The following is a 16805-nucleotide window of genomic DNA, read 5'->3' on the forward strand; positions in this document are numbered from 1 at the left end:
CGGGTGCAGAAAGAAGGGAGAATGCTATGCAATTCAATTTGACAGTCACCGTCATCGTCGTGCTCTATCTGCTGGCAATGCTGTTCATCGGCTGGTATTCCTCCACCAAGATCACCTCCAACACCGACTTCATGGTGGCGGGCCGGCGGCTGGGACCCTTCCTGATGGCCGGCACCCTGGCCGCCACGGAGATCGGCGGCGGCAGCTCTCTGGGCGTCGTGGAAAACGGCATGTCCGGTTACGGCATCAGCTCCGCCTGGTACATCATCACCATGGGCTTCGCCTTTGTGATCCTGACCTTCCTGGCGCCCAAGTTCCGGGCGGCAACGGTCAAGACCGTGCCGGAGTATTTCCGCCGCCGGTACGGCAAAAGCGCCGGCCTTATCACCGCGATCATCATGCTGCTGCCCCTGGTGGGCCTGACGGCGGGCCAGTTCATTGCCTCTTCCGTCATCCTCTCCACCATGCTGGGCATCGGCTACAAGACCGCCGTCATCATTGTGGCGGTGGTGGTCACCATCTACTCCGTCATGGGCGGCCTCTGGAGCGTGACGCTGACGGACTTTGTCCAGGTGTTCCTCATCATCATCGGTATGATCATCGCCGTGCCCTTCGCCGTCAATCTGGCGGGAGGCTGGGACGCGGTAGTGGCCAATGTGCCCGCGGAGACCTTCGATATGTTCTCCGGCTACACTCCCATGGGTATCTTGTCCCTGACGGTCATGTACGTCGCCACCTTCACCGTGGGCCAGGAGGCCGTCTCCCGCTATTACGCCGCCCGGGACGGCAAGGCCGCCCGGCAGGGCTCCGTCCTGGCCGCTGTTTTGAACTTCGTCTATGCCTTCGTTCCGGCGGTGCTGGGCGTCATCGTCCTGGCCCTGATCTCCATGGGCAAGTTCTCCGCCGCTGACTTTGAGTCTGTTGGCGCCCGCTATGCCCTGCCGGTGCTGGCTATGGAGGCTATGCCTGCGGTCATCTGCGGACTGCTCTTCGCCGGCATCATCTCCGCCACCATGTCCTCCTCGGACTCCGACCTGCTGGGCGCGGGCTCCATCTTCGCCAACGACATTTACCGCGCAGTCCTTAAGCCCGATGCCACCAGCAAGGAGGTCATGAACGTCACCAAGATCGTCATGGGCATCGTAGGTGTGGCATCCATGTTCATCGCCCTGTTCAACACCTCTGGTATCGTGACGCTGCTGATGTTCTGCTTCACCTTGCGGGCGGCGGGCGCCTTCTTCCCCTATGTGCTGGGCCACTACTGGAAGGGCGCCTCTCTGGCGGGCACCATCGCCTCTCTGATCTCCGGGTCCATCGTGGTGGTGTATCTGGAGAAGATCTCCGGCGGTGTACTCTTCGGCGTGAAGCTGAGCCAGCCCATTATCCCCGGTCTTGTGGTGGGCCTGGTGTTCTTCCTGGTGTTCTCCCTGCTCTGTCCGCCCAAGGTCCGTACCACGGAGCTGGCTCCGGAGGAGGACGACTGAGCAGCAGACGATCCCTCCCTCCCGCGGTCCGCGCCGGCAGGCTTGCCGGCGCGGACTTTTTTCCGGACAGACAGCGAGGCGCCCCGTGTCCCACAGGACACGGGGCGCCGGGTCTCTTATGAAAAATCAGCAGCAGGACGGGGGATTGCAGCCGCAGTTACCGCCGCAGCCGGAACCACCCCAGCTGCCGTTGCCGCAGCAGCACCAAATGATGATCAGCAGAATGATGATCCAGCAGCAGTTGCCACCGCCAAAACCGTTATTGCACATACCGGAACCTCCTATGAATTCGTAGACCGTCCGAACCGGTCTCAATCCATAGTATGCGGCCCCGGGAAAGGGGTTCCTCTTATTTTCTCGCGCCGGGGACCAGAGCGGCAGCCGTACTTACCTGGGCGGAGGTAAAGGTGCCCTTGTTCATCAGGGTGTCCCGCAGGGTGATGCCGGTACCGGCCATAGTGGCGTCCAGCGCGTAATAGGAGACATAGACCAGATCCGCCCGCAGGAAGGTTCCGCTTTGCAGAGCGGTCAGTTCCCCGGAGGTGATGACGCCGTTGGCGTAGGCGTTGTCCAGTGTGCCGGACAGATCCGTGTTGGCCGCGGAGCTGTATCCCAGGGCCCGCAGCATGAACTCCATGTACTGCCCCGCTGTGACGGTCTGACTGGGCCGGAAGGTAGTGGCGCTGTACCCGTTGGTGTAGCCCTTGCTGTATGCGTAGCCCACGTATTTCTCACTCTGAGAACCGGCGGCCACATCGGTGAAGGGCATGGGGCCGGTGTAGGCCAGGGCGGCGTCCTCCTCGCCCAGGACCCGGATGAACATGATAAGGGCCTGGAGCCGTGTGGGGGCTACCTCCAGATCGTAACCCTCGCCATAGCCGGTGAAGCTGCCCTTAAAGAGGTTCAGCGTTTTGAGGGCGGCGGCGATGGCGTTGTAATCGGTGGCGTTGGAATAGCGGAAGGCGTAGGGACCCTGGTAGTCCACCACCGCTGTCTTGGAGGTAACGGTAAAATCGGCAGTGGTGTTTTCAGCCACGAGATAGCGGTGGTTCACCGCCAGAGCGCTGCCGCTGGTGACGGCGGTGCCGGTGGTCACGTCCACCACGGCGCCGGAGAAGGTGACCCGGGCACCGCCGGCCAGCACCAGCACGCTGGTGCCGGTGGAGCCGGTCAGAACGTCACCCTCTTTCAGGCGGGTTTCCGTCCAGGTGGCGGTGGAGCTTCCGGAGACAGCTTCCAGATTCCCGGAGAGCAGGGCCTGGTCGGAGGCGTTCAGCTTTTCATCCACCCGCTTGTTCACCGTGTCGGTGAAGATGCCGGTCAGGTAGGACAGCGAGGCCAGGGGATCGGACAGATCTCCGCCGGCAGCCAGGGCCGAGACCATCAGTGCCAGAGGGATCAGCAGACAGAGGACGGGCAGCAGGAAGCGTTTTTTCTTCATGGAAGTATCCTTTCGTGGACTGTTCCCGTCAGCGGTTGGCGATGCGGTAGCTGAGGGTCAGCAGACTGTCGGCGAAGTGAATGTTTTCAAATTTCACGTCGGGGGAGGGGCTGGACAGCTCCATGTTGGTGAAGTTCCAGAAGCCCCGGATGCCCAGATCCATCAGGTGGGTGGCGGTGTCCTGGGCCACGGACTGGGGGATGGTGAGGACCACCACGTCCACGCTGTGGCTGCGGACAAATTCGTCCAGCTGGGTCATGGGATAGACGGGCACGCCGTTGATGACGGTGCCGGAGAGCTGAGGGTTGATATCGAAAGCGGCGTCTACGGTGAAACCGGTCTGAGAGAAGGGGAAGTTCTGAAGCAGCGCGTGGCCCAGATTGCCTACGCCGATCATAATGAGGTGGTGGTCGTTGTCCACCCCCAGAATATGGCCGATCTCAGATCGCAGCTCTTCCACGTTGTAGCCGTAGCCCTGCTGGCCGAACTCACCGAAGCAGCTGAAATCCTGCCGGATCTGGGAGGCGGTGATATTCATTTCCTGCCCCAGGGAATGGGAGGAGATCCGTACCACACCGCGGGCGCACAGGTCTGTCAGTTGGCGGTAGTACCGGGGAAGGCGCCGGATCACGGCGTCGGAGATGTTCTCCTTTTTCAATGTGATCACTCCTATAATCACGAACCATGAGGATCGTTAAAAATTTCTTAATCTCTAGTTTAGACCATAACGGCCAACTTGTCAAATTTTTTAACAATCTTTTGGACAGAAAATTTTTTCGAGAAGGGGCTTTACAATTTGGGGAAACCTTGCTATACTACCAAGAGATGTGCTGGAGTACATCTGAAAATTAGATATGCGCCCGTAGCTCAGTTGGATAGAGTGACAGACTCCGACATTTCCGGCGGTTCCAGTTGAGATACAGCGCAAAGCCCCGTGGTCACTGGGATCGCGGCTGGGAAGCCAAGCGAAAGCGCCGCCGTTGACTACTATTTGACCACTGTTTCCCCGCAACCGCAAATCCCCTGCAAGTGAATATGCGCCCGTAGCTCAGTTGGATAGAGTGACAGACTCCGACTCTGTAGGCCACTGGTTCGAATCCAGCCGGGCGTACCAACAAAAGGCACTTGCTTTTGCAAGTGCCTTTTGTTTTCATTTAGGCAAAGGAGGGATTGTCATGGCGCTCGAGAATAAACTGGGACTCACATCCTCTGCCGACCTTGCCCGCGAGGAGGAGCGGATCAGCAAAAAGAAAGCGGTCGAACTGTTTGAGAAGGGCCTGCTGGATCGGCTGGAGGCGGGGACTTTTTCCTCTCTGCAATTCATCCATAAGTACCTCTTTGAGGACATCTACGACTTTGCCGGCGAGCTCCGTACCGTCAACATCGCCAAGGGCAATTTCCGGTTTGCTCCGGTGATGTATCTGGAAGCGGCCCTCTCCAATATTGAAAAGATGCCGCAGTCCACCTTTGATGAGATCATCGAGAAATATGTGGAGATGAACATCGCCCACCCCTTCCGGGAAGGCAACGGACGCAGCACCCGCATCTGGCTGGATCTGCTGCTGAAAGCAGAGCTTCATCAGGTGGTCGACTGGAGCCGCGTGGATAAAGAGGATTATCTGCTGGCCATGGAACGCAGCCCGATTCGGGATACCGAGATCAAGCATATCCTGAAAAACGCGCTTACGGACGAGATCGACAGCCGGGACGTCTATATGAAAGGCATTGACCACAGCTACTACTATGAGGGCTATACGGCCTTCAAGGCTGAGGAACTGTGATCATCTCATGTTACAGCAAAAAAGAGGCAGGAACCGATTCGGTTCCTGCCTCTTAATCATTCCAGGCCACATGCTCAGATCTCCAGCCCCTCCTGGAGCGCCCTGCTGGCCGCCTGTTTGTTCCTGTCAAACGCGTGGGTATAGATGTCCAGTGTAGTAGATGGTTGGCTGTGGCCCAGGAGGCCCGCCACCGTGGCCACGTCCGTGCCGTTTGCGATGAGCAGGCTGGCGTTGGTGTGCCGCAGGGAGTGGACGTTCAGATATTCTGGCAGACCGTGCTTTTTCAGGATCAGCTTGAACCGCCAGGTGAAGGTGGAGGGCGTCATGGGAAGGCGGCAGCCCTTACGGCGGAACAGAAAGTCCCCGTCCTCCAGCGCTCTGCCGTCATAGGTCTCCGTCTCCCATGCGCACTCCCGGCGGTAATCCCGCAGCAGGGATTCCATCTCCAGAGAGAAGAAGACATACCGATCCCCGGAGATGGTCTTGGGGGCCTTGGTGAAGATCTCCTCGTCCGTCACCTTCACCGCGTTCCGGCGGATGTGGATGGAGCGCCGTTCCCAGTCAATATCGCCCCATTGCAGGGCGCAGCACTCGCCCCGGCGCATGCCCGTGGCGATCACCAGCTTGAAATAAGTCTCATACTTGATGCTCTCGTCCTCCAGAGCGGCAATGATCTTTCCCACAGTCTCCGCGTCAGCAATTTTCTTCTCTGTCTTTCGTCCCGAATAACGGTAAGTGCGCCAGGCGGGGTTATGACGCAGAAAGCCACCCTCCACGGCATCGGAGAGGATGCTGCACAGCGTAGCGTGCACGCCCTCAACGGTGTACTCGGAGAGTGGCTTTTTGGTTTCCGTGCTGACGGTCTCACGGAGCTGGGCGTAGAAGGCCCGGAAATGCTCCGGCCGCAGTTCTGTGAGCTTGTAGTGGCCCAGGGCAGGGAGAATGCGGACGATGTCCTGCCGGTCCCGGCGGATGGTGGACTTGGCCAGCTTGCCGGGGGCGATCTCCCGCAGCCACAGATCGATGTAGGCGGCCAAGGTGATGGGCTTTGTAGTTTCCTCCGGGGTATCCCGGCAGGATCGCTCGAAGAGCACTGCCTGCTCCTGGAGCCATTTTTCTCGCTGTTTTGGCGTCAGTTCCTGGGGTGGATGGACGGTTTTCTGCCGGGGCTTGATGCGCGCCCTTGTAGTCGTAGCCCATGGAGACCACGATGAGATAGCTGTTTCCCCGTTTTCGGATGCTTGCCATATGGTGTTGACCTCTCTTTCCTTGGCCTCATTCCAGCTGAGGCCTGTTTGGCAAACACAACATACCGAAAGCAACCGCCAAAAGCCATCACAATTTTTGCAAACACCATTTTTCTACGAAACCGACAATCACGCACCACGCCGCTTTGCCATACACGCCGCGGCCAGGTTGAAAATGGGGCTGCCGTCAGGGCGGAGCACCGTGAGCATAGTGTCTGCCGCCTGTTCCTTTTGCGCCTGCTGGGGGTGGCAGTAGGTGCGCTCCAGGAAGCCTGTGTCGCCGTGGCCCACCAGATCGGCGACGGTCTGCTTGTCCACGCCGCAGTGGAGCAGCGCAGTCACGAAATAGTGGCGCAGGGTGTGGAGGTGGTATTCCCTGGGGAAGCCGATAGACTCGTAGATCTTCCGCAGACGCTTGGTGAAGGTGTCGGGGTGGATGAGCTGCCCGTGTTCATCGGTGAAGAGATAGGGACTGAGCTTGCGGTGGGCCCGCTCGGCCTCCATCTTTTTGCGGTGGCGGTAGCTGCGGATGATCCCACACAGCTCGCCGGAGAGATAGATCTCCCGACTGCGGCCATTTTTGGTGGCGCCCTCCACGATGCCCTTGCCGGCTACATTGCTGCGGGAGCGGCTGATGGTGAGAAGCAGGGACTCTTTTCCGAAGGTGAAGTCGGACCATTGCAGGGCGCACAGCTCACCCCGCCGGCAGCCGGTGTACAGGGAGAGCAGATAGAACAGCCGGTAGTGCCGGGGCTCCCGCGCCAGGGCGTCCAGGAGCTTTTGCACCTCGGCCTAGGAGGGGACGCGCTGGATGGCCCGCTGGGTGTGTGGCAGTGCCACCATGCGAGCCGGGTTCTTTTCCCGGATCTCGTTCCGCTTGGCGTCGCTGAGGACAGCGGACACCACCGTCAGATACTTCTGGACGGTTGTCTCCTTTACAGGTTTTCCGTGACAGGTCCGCTTCCGCAGCTCCGCGAATAGGTTCTCCATGTGGATGGGCCGCAGGCGGCAGAGGGGGATGGCACCGATGTAGGGGAACACCACCTCCAGCATCCGGCGGTAGGAGGCCAGTGTGCTGGGGGCGTACCGGGACTGACGGTTCAGCCACCGGCGGGCGAATTCCTCGAAGCGCATGCTGCTGTCCTCACAGAAGCCGTTCTTCACCAGCCGCTCGAATTCCTCCGCCTCGTGCGCCACATACTGGGGGATCTGCTGTTTGCGGACGGTGTCCGGTACGGTGATGGCCCTGGCTCGGCTGATCTTTCTCCCGTCGGGCCGGTACCCGTTGCTGACGGTGATCTTAATATTTACGCATTTGAAGCTGCTTGATACTTGCCATAGCTGTGTTTGATTCCTTTCTTCCAATTTTCCGAGCGGGGTGTCACCCCAGCGTCTGTTTCATCTGCGGCTTGTCCGGTTTGGGTGTATCCTTCCGGAGCTGCCGCGCCGACGGCTCCAGCGGCCAGGCCGATGACAGCGCCCAGATTCTGCGCGGCCTCCCGGGCCTCCATCTGCCGGCGGCGCTCCTCCGGGTCATCACTGGAGTCCTCCAGCAGACTCATCCCCGCAGCCACAGATGCCGCACCAATTCCCACAGCACCAGGATGATGGTGGGGATGTACATCTTCCATCTGATAGAGTTGGCGGACTCTCGCAGCGTATCCTCTGCCCTGGAAAGACGCGAGGAGTATGTTTCGCTGATCTTCCCAGCCTGTGACTGGAATTCCTTCAGCAGCTTCTCGCTCTCCCGCTGGCTGGCGGCGCGGGTCTCCTGCATTTCTTCCTGCATCCACCGCAGGTTCTCTCTGCTGGTTTCCAGCAGCTCCTGTACGGTCTGCCGGATCTGCTGCACCGCTTCGGTGTGCGCCGCCGTGAGATTGCCAGCCTGCCCTGCCAGCAGCGTTTCCATCTCCTGCGCGGTGGGGAGACGCTCCAGCGTCTCCTGGGCCTTGAGGATGGAGTTCCCCGTCAGCTCCATGGCGCGGGTCAGACCGATCCAGTTGGCCTCCGTCAGTGTGACGGCTTTCTGGATATTGGATGCCTTGTTCAAATTCGCCTGGAGCGCGCTTTGCTGCATGGCCAGCAGCTCGTCCATGGGCGAAGAGTTTTTCTCGGATGCGGAACTCATCTTCCATCGCTCCTTTCAGATATTTCATGTCGTGTAGCTTGCAGTCCCGGCAGCGGTAGCCGTCGGGGGTGGTGTAGGTGATGCTCTTGCGGCTTGCCGACCAGCGGACCGTGTAGCCCTCGCTCTCCATCAGCTCCAGGAACTGCTCCCGGGAGACGGCGTACTTCATGGCCTCGTTGATCTGCGTGGCAAGCCGCACCTTCCAGCTCTGCCCTCTGGCAGCGATCCGGTACTCCGCCTGGGTGGGGCGGGAGACCGTCTGCTGACGCTTTGGCTGGCAAACGGACAGACCGTACCGCATGCACAGCGTGTCTGAGACTTGGCGGAGCTGCGTCAGGTCTGCCTTTTCAAAGTGGAGCTTCCTGCCGGTCTGGAAGCTGACGGAGTTGACGATGAAGTGGGAGTGGATGTGCTCGCGGTCCGTGTGGGTGGCCACGATGACCTCGTAGTCCTTCCACTGCTGTGCCAGCTCCAGTGCGATCTGGTGCGCCAGCTCCGGTGTGACCGGTTCCTCCGGATGGAAGGACTGGACGAAGTGATAGTACATGCGGCCGTCGTCTTTTCCGTATTGCAGCTTGGTGCTGATGAACTCGGTGCAGCAGGAGTCTGCCTGACAGTTCACACCGGTCACCAGATGGCGGCCCTGATAAGCGGTCTTTTCCTCCTTCATCACGTATTGGAGCACCGCGCTCATGCCGCCGCGGGTCTGACCACGGGGACGGTTGACAGCTGTGACGATGGCCATGAATCACACCGTCCTCTCCAGCAGCGCCTTGAGGGAACGCAGGATGTCGGCGTAGAGGGCGCAGGCCTCCCGGACATTCACGGCGGTGATCCGTCCCATGTTGGCCAGAGTGGTCAGCTGGTTGAGGTTGTTGCCCTGGGCTTTCAGAGCCCTGATAAACTCCGCCAGCGCGTCGATCCGGACGATCTCCTTGCCGACGGCGCAGTCGGTCAGATATTGGGTGAGGCTCATGCCGCACGCTTCCGCCTTTTGGTGGATGCGCCGGGAGTCCGCCTCGGTCACGTAAAACGTCAGAGGAACGGATTTCGTTCGGTTGGGTTTCTTGCTCAAGTTGATCCTCCTTCTCTGATTTTCAGCAAAGTGGGTGCAGGGCTTCCGCCCGCAAAGAGATGCCGAAGGCAGTTCGCGGCCGCCTGTGGGTGGGCGTGAACAGCCAAAGGCGATGCTTGCTCTCCGCCAATCCTCCTGTTGCAAGGCAGCGGGCGGCGGAGACCCGTCCCCCACATCTCCCGCGTTTTCCGGCGGTTTGAGGGCCAACAGCGGCCCTTCCGCCGGGGACGGGGAAACGAGTTCCGTCAGGCGGGAAAGCTCCTCAGAGGGGCCGCAGCGGCCGCCACAGGGTCGATGGGGACGCTCTTCACGGCAGCGTGATCATCGACACCATCGGCCCTCCGCAGGCAGATGAGCCGCTCTCCGTTGCTCTTGCGGAAGGACACAGTAATGCCGCTTTGCCTTAGGGCGTCAACGCTTTTGCGGATTTGATGAGAGAAGCTGTTGGGCGTCAGGCCCTCCAGACCGGCAGGGTCGATCTTTTCCAGCAGCGCCTTGGCAGGGGCGCAGATCTCTTGCTGCTCCCGCAGCAGCGGGGAGAGAAGTGTCAGAATGCGTCCGTGCGATCCATCGGCCTGTTCACAATCGTCCGCCAGCAGATTCCAAATGTGGGTCTCTCCGCTGAACTTCAGAGACAGTTCCCGGTAGGCGATGTCCCTGCCGATGCAGTAGAGGGTGGCGGTGTTCTCCCGCCGCTTGCTCTTGCGGAGCACGAAGTTGGAATCGGTGGCGCCGCTGAGACCCGTGGTGCCGGAGATCATGTTCATGGGATCGTCATCGTTGAGCTTACGCAGGTGATGGATCAGCAGCACGGCAATGCGGTGCCGGTCTGCCAGTGCTTTGAGTACGCCGATGTCCCGGTAGTCGTTGGCGTAGGGACTCACGTCATTGCCCACGGTGCGGATGCGCTGCAGCGTGTCAATGACCACCAGCCCCGTGGCCGGGTGCTCTTTGAGGAACTGCTCGATCTGCTCCACCAGCCCGCTGTGGAGCTGCTCCGCCATGACGGCGAAGTGCAGCGTGGGCGGCGCGTCCTCGGTGAGATCGAAGAGCCGGCTCTGGATGCGCTGGAAGCTGTCCTCCAGACAGAGGTAGAGGACCTCGCACGGGTGCGTGGGAAAATTCCAGAGGGGTTCGCCCCGCGCCACCCGGAGACACAGCCACAGCGCCAGCCAGGACTTTCCGATCTTCGGCGCGCCGGCCAGCAGGTGCAGTCCCTGAGGCAGCAGATCCTCCACAAGGAAGGTGAGCGGCTCGTAGGCGATGGTTTGCAGGGTATCGGCGTCTATGGTGTTGAGTTTTTTCATCAAAAATCTCCTTTCAAAAAAAGTAAGAGACGAGGATCGCCCGCCTTCGATCCTCGTCTCTCTACTTGTATTGTGGAGACTTTTTTGATACACTCAGAGAAACAACAGACAAATAAAAACTGTTTGCTGACAAAAAAGAGGTGATCCGGATGTTCCGGTCTATCGCATTCTACATCGGAGAGAAGACACTGGATCTGAATGGCTGTGCGTTTCCACTGGGTGAGCTGACTGCTGAGGTTTTGAATATCACTCCGGATGAGTACCACAAGCTGCGCCGGATGCTGACCAAAGCTGTCCGTAAGATGGCGGATTATGAAAAGAGCCGTCAGATACAGGACTGGTTTGAAGCCAATGAGCAGATGATCAAGCTCCATCGTTCCCTGGTACGGCATCGGGTGTTTCAGCTGCTTCAGGAGCAGGAAGAGATTTTGTCAGAGGCGCGGGTACTGACAGAGCAGTACTCTTTGTTTCAGGAGCCGGAGGACCTGGAGCCAACGGATCGGGATCTGGAGATCATAGCTGCGATCGGAGACTACGAAGACTATCTTGAGCATCCGGAGGAGTATGGCGGCGATGATTTTGTCAGTGCTCAGATGGAGGATGGATTCTATGAGATCCCGGTACCGCGTTCGCCCATCCCGCCAAAGCCGCCGGAAAAGACCAGAGCCCTTTTGATCTGCCCGGGGAACCTGCAGGCCAAGTGGGTGTATTACCGGCAGTATTGTATGTGCTATGACGATCTTCTGGAAGACATTTCTTCGGTTTGCCAGACCTTGCAGGAATTCATCCATATGGGCATTTCCTCCTTGGATAAGCTGACGCCTGACAACTATCTGGCGGCACTGCACGATTTCCTGTATAGCGAGCGGTCCTACAAATGGATCGCCAATCCCCTGGAGGGGACGGGATTTTACACCGCCATTGATGACGTGCGGCTGCAGTTGGTCCCCCGCGAGACATCTCCGGGTTCTGAGACATTCAAGGTCTATGAATATTACGAGGCGGCGCGTCTTCAGACCATGCTGAAGCTGGATTTTTACAAGGCGCTGGAAGCTGGACACATCATCCGCAAATGCCAGAACTGCGGACGATACTTTCTGCTGCAGAAGGGGTACCACACCAAATACTGCGACCTGCCCAATCCGGCCAATCCAAAGTACACCTGCGCGCAGATGGGTTACCGTCTCCGCGGTATCAAAGAGGATGCGGAAGGAAGTCCGCTTGCTCAAGCCCTTTACCGCTGTTATCAGCGGATCGACAAGGATCGTTCCCGCGGTGTGATCACGGCGGAGGAGCGGACCAGACTGCGGGAGAAGGCGCAGGAACTGTACCACCAGGCGAGAACCAAACCGGGCACGACTTACGAGGCTTTCAATACTTCCCTGGCTGCGGAGCGGCTGTACCCGCGCTGCGGCGTTGAGAGAAAGAGCCGTCCCAGGGGACGGCCAAAGAAAGAAAGCTGATTTCCAAAGGGAAAGAGGGTGGTGGCGCATGACAAATGAAGAGTTGTATGGGCAGGCACAGCGCGGTAACGCTGATGCGTTTGAGCGGCTTCACAAGCAGCTTGGGAACTTCATTCGCTCCATCGCCCTGGAGGCGTGCAGGCACTTCGGCTGTTCAGATTCCGCAGCTGCATTGCTGCTGGAGGACCTCTGTGCCGAGGGCGGCCTAGAACTGTGGGAACGCATCCGTAGCGGCGGCTATGACGAGCGTGCCGGAAAATTGACCACCTATCTCTATCCTTTTCTGCGGGGAAGAATGTACCGCTATCTGGAGACCAATCTGGGAGTGATGTCCCTGAGCAAGGACGAGATGGAGCGGGTGCGGCTGGTTCAGCGGTTCTACCACGTGGAGGGAAAGTCCGCTGAAGAGATCGCGGCGGCACTGCATCTTTCAGATGAGGCCACCGCAAGACTGGTCGGCTATAATACGCATTTTCTCTCTGTGTTTGATCTGCAGGGCAGTGAGGAAGAGGAAGATCCCTTTGAGCGGTTGCTCCCTGACCGGCAGGGCGCGTCGGCGGAGCAGATCGTCTATCGGAAGGTCGGTTTGGAGTTGCTGGAGCAGTTGTTTCAGACACTGAGTTCCAGGGACCGCTCCATCCTGGGGCATACCTTTGGCGTCTACGGCTATGAAAAGCTGTCCGCGGACGAATTGGGGCTGCGGGAAATGCTCTCTCCCGACGGGGTGACAAAGGCCCGGAGGACTGCACTGGAGCATCTGCGCCAGCGATATCCCAGCAGCGCCCTGTACCGCTGGCGCAGGGCCTTCCGGCTGATGCGGGATGTGTGGGTAGACGTGAGATAGCTTTTGCCCAATGCGTTGCCCTGAGACTTCGTTCAGGGTATGGAACAGGCACCTGTCTCAGCTTCTTCGGCTGATGACAGATGCCTGTTTTCCTCGTAATGATCCAGTTCGCCGGCCAGTTCCCACGCCAGACGGAATCCGCAGAGAAAACTGTCCAGGGACCGTTCTTCGATGATATGGTTCTGGGTGTCGATGATCTGCAGCACCAGTTTCCTCTCTGGCTTTTCCAGCCGCTCGATCAGCTGGTGGTGGCAGGCCTCGACTTGCTGCTCGTACTCTGCCAAGGGCAGTGGGGTATAGAATTGGTCGTACAATGATTTCAAAGTTTCGTTCATGTGTCTCGCCTCCTTGCAGCAAGACACAATAGCATAGGTTATCGGAAATAGCGACTGTTTTTTGCATGACCCACTTGAAATTGAGAAATGAAAAAGAGGCCTTGCGCATGGAAAAAGCGATACTATAATGTGGTTTACAGATGTTATCAAGACATTTTATGTCGGATTATTAAACTGGTTTGGGTATTTTAACATATGGGAGATTTTATAACCTTATATAATATTTGATGATAACGTCGTTCAAGCTGCTATTCTGGATTCCCTGAAGCCTATTCCAAATATGCTGCATGGTACCGAATAGAAGATATAGTTAATTTTATAATAGATCGGTCAGCTAAATCGTGTTTACTTACCAATATAAAATGTGGTATATTAAGTTCGGGACAGAAAGTGAAGGTGAGGCTGTGGACTATCGGGAAATAATGGACATTCTCTCCCAATGTGGATTGGGCGCAGTGCTGCTTTCGGACCGGGACCGGATCCTCCAGGTCAACGAGACAGGTATACATCTGCTTCATGGAGAAGATGGCCTGACGGGAAAACTGTTGGATGAAATTGCCCCTCAGCTCTGCCTGGAGTCGGAGGAACCCCTCTATGCCAATATCGCTTTTGGAGAGTACCTGCTGCGCTGCCCCACGCCACAGGTGGATGACCTCCCTGAGAGAACGCATTTAGTGGTGTTCCGCAATGCGGCCGATGATGCCTGTCATGATATGCTTATCAGTGTCATGAACCAGATCACCGAAGCTGTGGCGTTGTATGATGCCAAGGGCCGGGTGTATATGCTCAATGACGCTGTGGTGAAAATGGAATCTGTGGTCACCAAAGATGTGCTGGGTGAGGCTGTAGAGGATATCTATGAAATGCGGGACGGGACCCAATTGACAATCCCGGAAGTTCTGCACACCAAACGCCCTCTTCTCAATAACCGGCAGTACTATACCACCCGGTACGGGAAAAATATCGATGTGATGTCCAACACCTATCCGATTACGCAGAACGGGCAGCTGCTGGGGGCGTTTACAGTGATGGAGGACTGGCATATGGTGGATGACCTCCATCGTCAGATTATCGAACTGCAGGGCCGCCTGCTGGAGAGATGCACCAGCAAGCAGAGTACCAACGCCCTTCCGGCAAAATACCGTTTCAAAGATATCTGCTATACCAGCGCCAGTATGCACAGAGTTGTGGAGCAGTGCCGACAGGTGGCCAAGAGTGATTCCTCCGTCATGATCTGCGGGGAAACCGGCACGGGCAAGGAGCTGTTTGCACAGAGCATCCACAACGCCAGCCGTCGGGCGGACGGGCCCTTCTTGGCCATCAACTGTGCGGCAATCCCGGAAAATCTGCTGGAGGGGCTGCTGTTCGGCACGGAGCGGGGGGCTTACACCGGGGCGGAGCGCCGGGCCGGTCTTTTCGAACAGGCAAACTCCGGCACGCTGCTGCTGGATGAGCTGAATTCCATGAACCCCAACCTCCAGTCCAAGCTGCTGCGGGTGCTGCAGGACGGTACGTTCCGCCGGGTGGGCGGATCCGCGGAGATTCAGGCAGATGTCCGGATCGTGTCCAACATCAATATTCCGCCGTACCAGGCGATTGAGGAGAACAAGCTGCGCCGGGATCTTTTTTACCGGCTGGGCGTGGTTAATATCAGCATCCCGCCGCTGCGGGAGCGGAAGGAGGATATCCCGCTCCTGGCCAAGACCTTTATTATCCAGTATAACAAGCGCCTGGTGAAAAATGTAAAGGACATCAGCCGGGAGACACTGGAGCGGTTTCAGAATTACGACTGGCCCGGAAACGTCCGCGAATTGCAGCACGCCATCGAACACGCCATGAACGTCCTGCCGGATACCATGTCTGTCATCACACCGGAGTATCTGCCAGAATTGATCCTGGCTGAAAATGGGCGGCTGCCTGAGGGAATACCGGTCCGGCACTCCCTCAGCAGCGCTGTGCAGGATATGGAGTATCATGCCGTATGTCAGGCTCTGCGGGCCAGCGGCGGCAATATTTCCGCAGCCGCCAAGAGCCTTCATATGAGCCGCCAGAATTTGCAGTACCGCATCAAACGCTATCAGATCGATTTGAAAAAGCTACTGGGTGAGCCGGAACTGTGATCAACAAAGAAGGGCCGCCGAGTACAGGTTTCCTGTATCCGGCGGCCCCTTGTTCTGCGGGGAGGGAAGAGAATTCAGTCCTTGATGCCGGCAATGTCCTTAGCCAGCTGCTTCTTGCCCTGGATGTTGCCCTGGCGGGCGATCATGATGCGCTGGGCCTGGGGAGAGCCGGCGCCGTGCATGGACTCGGTGCGGTAGCCGACGGCGGCAGCGCCCAGGCACAGGTTCTCGATGAAGCGCATGATGCGCTGGCGGTCCTCAGTCTTGACACCCTCGCGGGCGGCGAAGAACTTGTTGCAGATCTCGCCGATGGTCTCGCCGTTGCGGCCCACCACGGTGTCGGAGTTGAAGTCGGTCTGAGAGGGCATGGTGACCACCAGGCCGCCGGCGATGTCCTCGGCCAGACGGACGATCTCATAGGGGAAGCGGGTGACGTTCTGCTTGCAGACGTTGGCCAGCAGCAGGTCGATCTGATAGTTGCCCGCTTTGGTCTTGAAGCCCTGGGCGGAGCAGGCGATGCCGCAGCAGAACAGCGTCTCGTTCAGGTGGGTCATCTCGATGAGCTTGTCCTTGACAGCGCTGGCCTTCTCCACGCCGTTGTACTCGGCGGCAAGGGCCGCGGCGCCGATCAGGGTGTCGCCCACGCCGACCTTGCAGCCGCCATAGCTCTGGCGATGATAGCCGGCGAAGCGCTCCACGATCATGCCGGCGAACTCATACTCGCCGTTGAGGAAGATGTACTCGTTGGGGATGAACACGTGGTCCAGGACCACCAGGGCCTCCTGGCCGCCGAACTTGGCGTTGCCCACGTCGATGGAGGCGTTCTCCTCCAGCTTCCGGGTGTCGCAGGACTGACGGCCGTAGATCATGTACATGCCCTCGGCGTCGGTGGGGCAGGCGAAGCTCACAGCCCAGTCCTTGTCGGCCTCGCCCATGGAGATGGTGGGCATAAAGATGTGCCAGTGGGAGTTGATGGAGCCGGTCTGGTGGCACTTGGCGCCGCAGACCACGATGCCGTCGGGCCGGCGCTCCACCACATGGACATACATGTCGGGGTCGGCCTGCTGGCTGGGGGCCTTGGACCGGTCGCCCTTGGGGTCGGTCATGGCGCCGTCCACGGTCAGGTCGTTGTCCTGGACCATGGTCAGGAACTTCTTGAAGTTGTCGTGATAGTGGGTGCCGTACTTCTCGTCGATCTCATAGGTGGTGGAGAACACGGCGTTGAAGGCGTCCATGCCCACGCAGCGCTGGAAGCAGCTGGCGGTCTTCTGTCCCAGCAGGCGCTGCATCTTCACCTTGTTCATCAGGTCCTCGGTGGACTGATGCAGGTGGGTGAAGCGGTTGATGGTGTGGCCGGTCAGGCTGGACTTGACGGTCATGAGCTCCGCGTACTGGGGGTCCTGAGCCAGGGCGTAGGTCATGGCGACGCAGTTGATGGAGGGACGGATCATGGGGTGATCCACCCAGTTGTCGATCTTCTCGCCGAACATGTACACCCGGGTGTTCAGCTTGCGCAGGCTCTCAACGTATTCCTGTGCGGTCATCAAAGCCATTCTTTTTTCCTCCTGAAAATCATCAGA

The 16805-nt window shown here is 58.6% G+C and carries 17 protein-coding genes, 1 tRNA gene and 1 pseudogene; 6 read left to right on the plus strand and 13 right to left on the minus strand.

Annotation, left to right across the window (positions count from 1 at the left end; genetic code table 11):
- Positions 1-26 precede the first annotated feature (26 nt).
- Positions 27-1484, plus strand: a complete 1458-nt coding sequence (locus ACVDHE_RS11135; protein WP_418725918.1) for a sodium:solute symporter family protein — start codon at positions 27-29, stop codon at positions 1482-1484.
- Between the two features lie 126 nt (positions 1485-1610).
- Here ACVDHE_RS11135 and ACVDHE_RS11140 read toward each other — a convergent pair whose 3' ends face one another.
- The 3 genes from ACVDHE_RS11140 to ACVDHE_RS11150 form a co-directional block, all read right to left on the minus strand.
- Positions 1611-1754, minus strand: coding sequence for a hypothetical protein (locus ACVDHE_RS11140; protein ID WP_213038154.1), 144 nt, complete (start codon positions 1752-1754; stop codon positions 1611-1613).
- Positions 1755-1833: 79 nt separating this feature from the next.
- Entirely contained in the window at positions 1834-2925 is a 1092-nt protein-coding gene (locus tag ACVDHE_RS11145) for an S-layer homology domain-containing protein (protein ID WP_458884610.1), read from the minus strand.
- 28 nt (positions 2926-2953) lie between these two features.
- Positions 2954-3583, minus strand: a complete 630-nt coding sequence (locus ACVDHE_RS11150; protein WP_213038156.1) for a redox-sensing transcriptional repressor Rex — start codon at positions 3581-3583, stop codon at positions 2954-2956.
- Between the two features lie 379 nt (positions 3584-3962).
- Here ACVDHE_RS11150 and ACVDHE_RS11155 point away from each other — a divergent pair.
- Together ACVDHE_RS11155 and fic are read left to right on the plus strand one after the other, a co-directional pair.
- Positions 3963-4039: transfer RNA gene (locus ACVDHE_RS11155), tRNA-Arg, on the plus strand.
- Positions 4040-4100: 61 nt separating this feature from the next.
- The gene (fic, locus tag ACVDHE_RS11160; protein ID WP_458884611.1) at positions 4101-4706 is read left to right on the plus strand and encodes a protein adenylyltransferase Fic; all 606 of its coding nucleotides are present in this window, start codon (positions 4101-4103) and stop codon (positions 4704-4706) included.
- Between the two features lie 74 nt (positions 4707-4780).
- On the opposite strand, the gene ACVDHE_RS11165 is transcribed toward fic, so the two are convergent.
- From ACVDHE_RS11165 to ACVDHE_RS11200, 8 genes and pseudogenes are all read right to left on the minus strand, one after another.
- The gene (locus tag ACVDHE_RS11165; protein ID WP_458884612.1) at positions 4781-5800 is read right to left on the minus strand and encodes a tyrosine-type recombinase/integrase; all 1020 of its coding nucleotides are present in this window, start codon (positions 5798-5800) and stop codon (positions 4781-4783) included.
- Positions 5801-6082: 282 nt separating this feature from the next.
- Positions 6083-6739 (minus strand): site-specific integrase, encoded by a 657-nt coding sequence (locus ACVDHE_RS11170; RefSeq protein WP_458884613.1) that lies wholly within the window; start codon positions 6737-6739, stop codon positions 6083-6085.
- A gap of 6 nt (positions 6740-6745) precedes the next feature.
- Positions 6746-7318 (minus strand): phage integrase central domain-containing protein, encoded by a 573-nt coding sequence (locus ACVDHE_RS11175; RefSeq protein WP_458884614.1) that lies wholly within the window; start codon positions 7316-7318, stop codon positions 6746-6748.
- Positions 7261-7515 (minus strand): hypothetical protein, encoded by a 255-nt coding sequence (locus ACVDHE_RS11180; RefSeq protein ID WP_458886194.1) that lies wholly within the window; start codon positions 7513-7515, stop codon positions 7261-7263. Before ACVDHE_RS11180 ends, ACVDHE_RS11175 begins: the two co-directional genes overlap by 58 nt.
- Entirely contained in the window at positions 7512-8081 is a 570-nt protein-coding gene (locus ACVDHE_RS11185) for a hypothetical protein (RefSeq protein ID WP_458886195.1), read from the minus strand. The genes ACVDHE_RS11180 and ACVDHE_RS11185 overlap by 4 nt, the downstream gene beginning before the upstream one ends.
- 298 nt (positions 8082-8379) lie before the next feature.
- Positions 8380-8826, minus strand: a pseudogene (locus tag ACVDHE_RS11190) (relaxase/mobilization nuclease domain-containing protein); the annotation flags it as partial.
- 3 nt (positions 8827-8829) lie between these two features.
- Positions 8830-9156, minus strand: coding sequence for a plasmid mobilization protein (locus ACVDHE_RS11195; RefSeq protein WP_458884615.1), 327 nt, complete (start codon positions 9154-9156; stop codon positions 8830-8832).
- A gap of 245 nt (positions 9157-9401) precedes the next feature.
- Positions 9402-10463 (minus strand): AAA family ATPase, encoded by a 1062-nt coding sequence (locus ACVDHE_RS11200; RefSeq protein WP_458884616.1) that lies wholly within the window; start codon positions 10461-10463, stop codon positions 9402-9404.
- Between the two features lie 149 nt (positions 10464-10612).
- On the opposite strand from ACVDHE_RS11200, the gene ACVDHE_RS11205 reads away from it, so the two are divergent.
- Both ACVDHE_RS11205 and ACVDHE_RS11210 read left to right on the plus strand, forming a co-directional pair.
- The gene (locus ACVDHE_RS11205; protein ID WP_458884617.1) at positions 10613-11926 is read left to right on the plus strand and encodes a DUF6076 domain-containing protein; all 1314 of its coding nucleotides are present in this window, start codon (positions 10613-10615) and stop codon (positions 11924-11926) included.
- Positions 11927-11954: 28 nt separating this feature from the next.
- Positions 11955-12770, plus strand: coding sequence for a sigma-70 family RNA polymerase sigma factor (locus tag ACVDHE_RS11210; protein ID WP_458884618.1), 816 nt, complete (start codon positions 11955-11957; stop codon positions 12768-12770).
- A 32-nt stretch (positions 12771-12802) separates the two neighbouring features.
- Here the strand turns inward: ACVDHE_RS11210 and ACVDHE_RS11215 are convergent, their stop codons facing one another.
- The gene (locus tag ACVDHE_RS11215; protein WP_458884619.1) at positions 12803-13105 is read right to left on the minus strand and encodes a DUF6809 family protein; all 303 of its coding nucleotides are present in this window, start codon (positions 13103-13105) and stop codon (positions 12803-12805) included.
- A gap of 362 nt (positions 13106-13467) precedes the next feature.
- On the opposite strand from ACVDHE_RS11215, the gene ACVDHE_RS11220 reads away from it, so the two are divergent.
- Positions 13468-15225 carry a sigma-54 interaction domain-containing protein gene (locus tag ACVDHE_RS11220; protein WP_458884620.1) on the plus strand — a complete coding sequence of 586 codons (1758 nt, stop codon included), beginning with the start codon at positions 13468-13470 and terminating at the stop codon, positions 15223-15225.
- Between the two features lie 74 nt (positions 15226-15299).
- Here ACVDHE_RS11220 and ACVDHE_RS11225 read toward each other — a convergent pair whose 3' ends face one another.
- Positions 15300-16778 carry a 4-hydroxyphenylacetate 3-hydroxylase family protein gene (locus tag ACVDHE_RS11225; RefSeq protein WP_458884621.1) on the minus strand — a complete coding sequence of 493 codons (1479 nt, stop codon included), beginning with the start codon at positions 16776-16778 and terminating at the stop codon, positions 15300-15302.
- Positions 16779-16805 lie beyond the last annotated feature (27 nt).

The organism is Dysosmobacter sp. Phy (assembly GCF_054476235.1).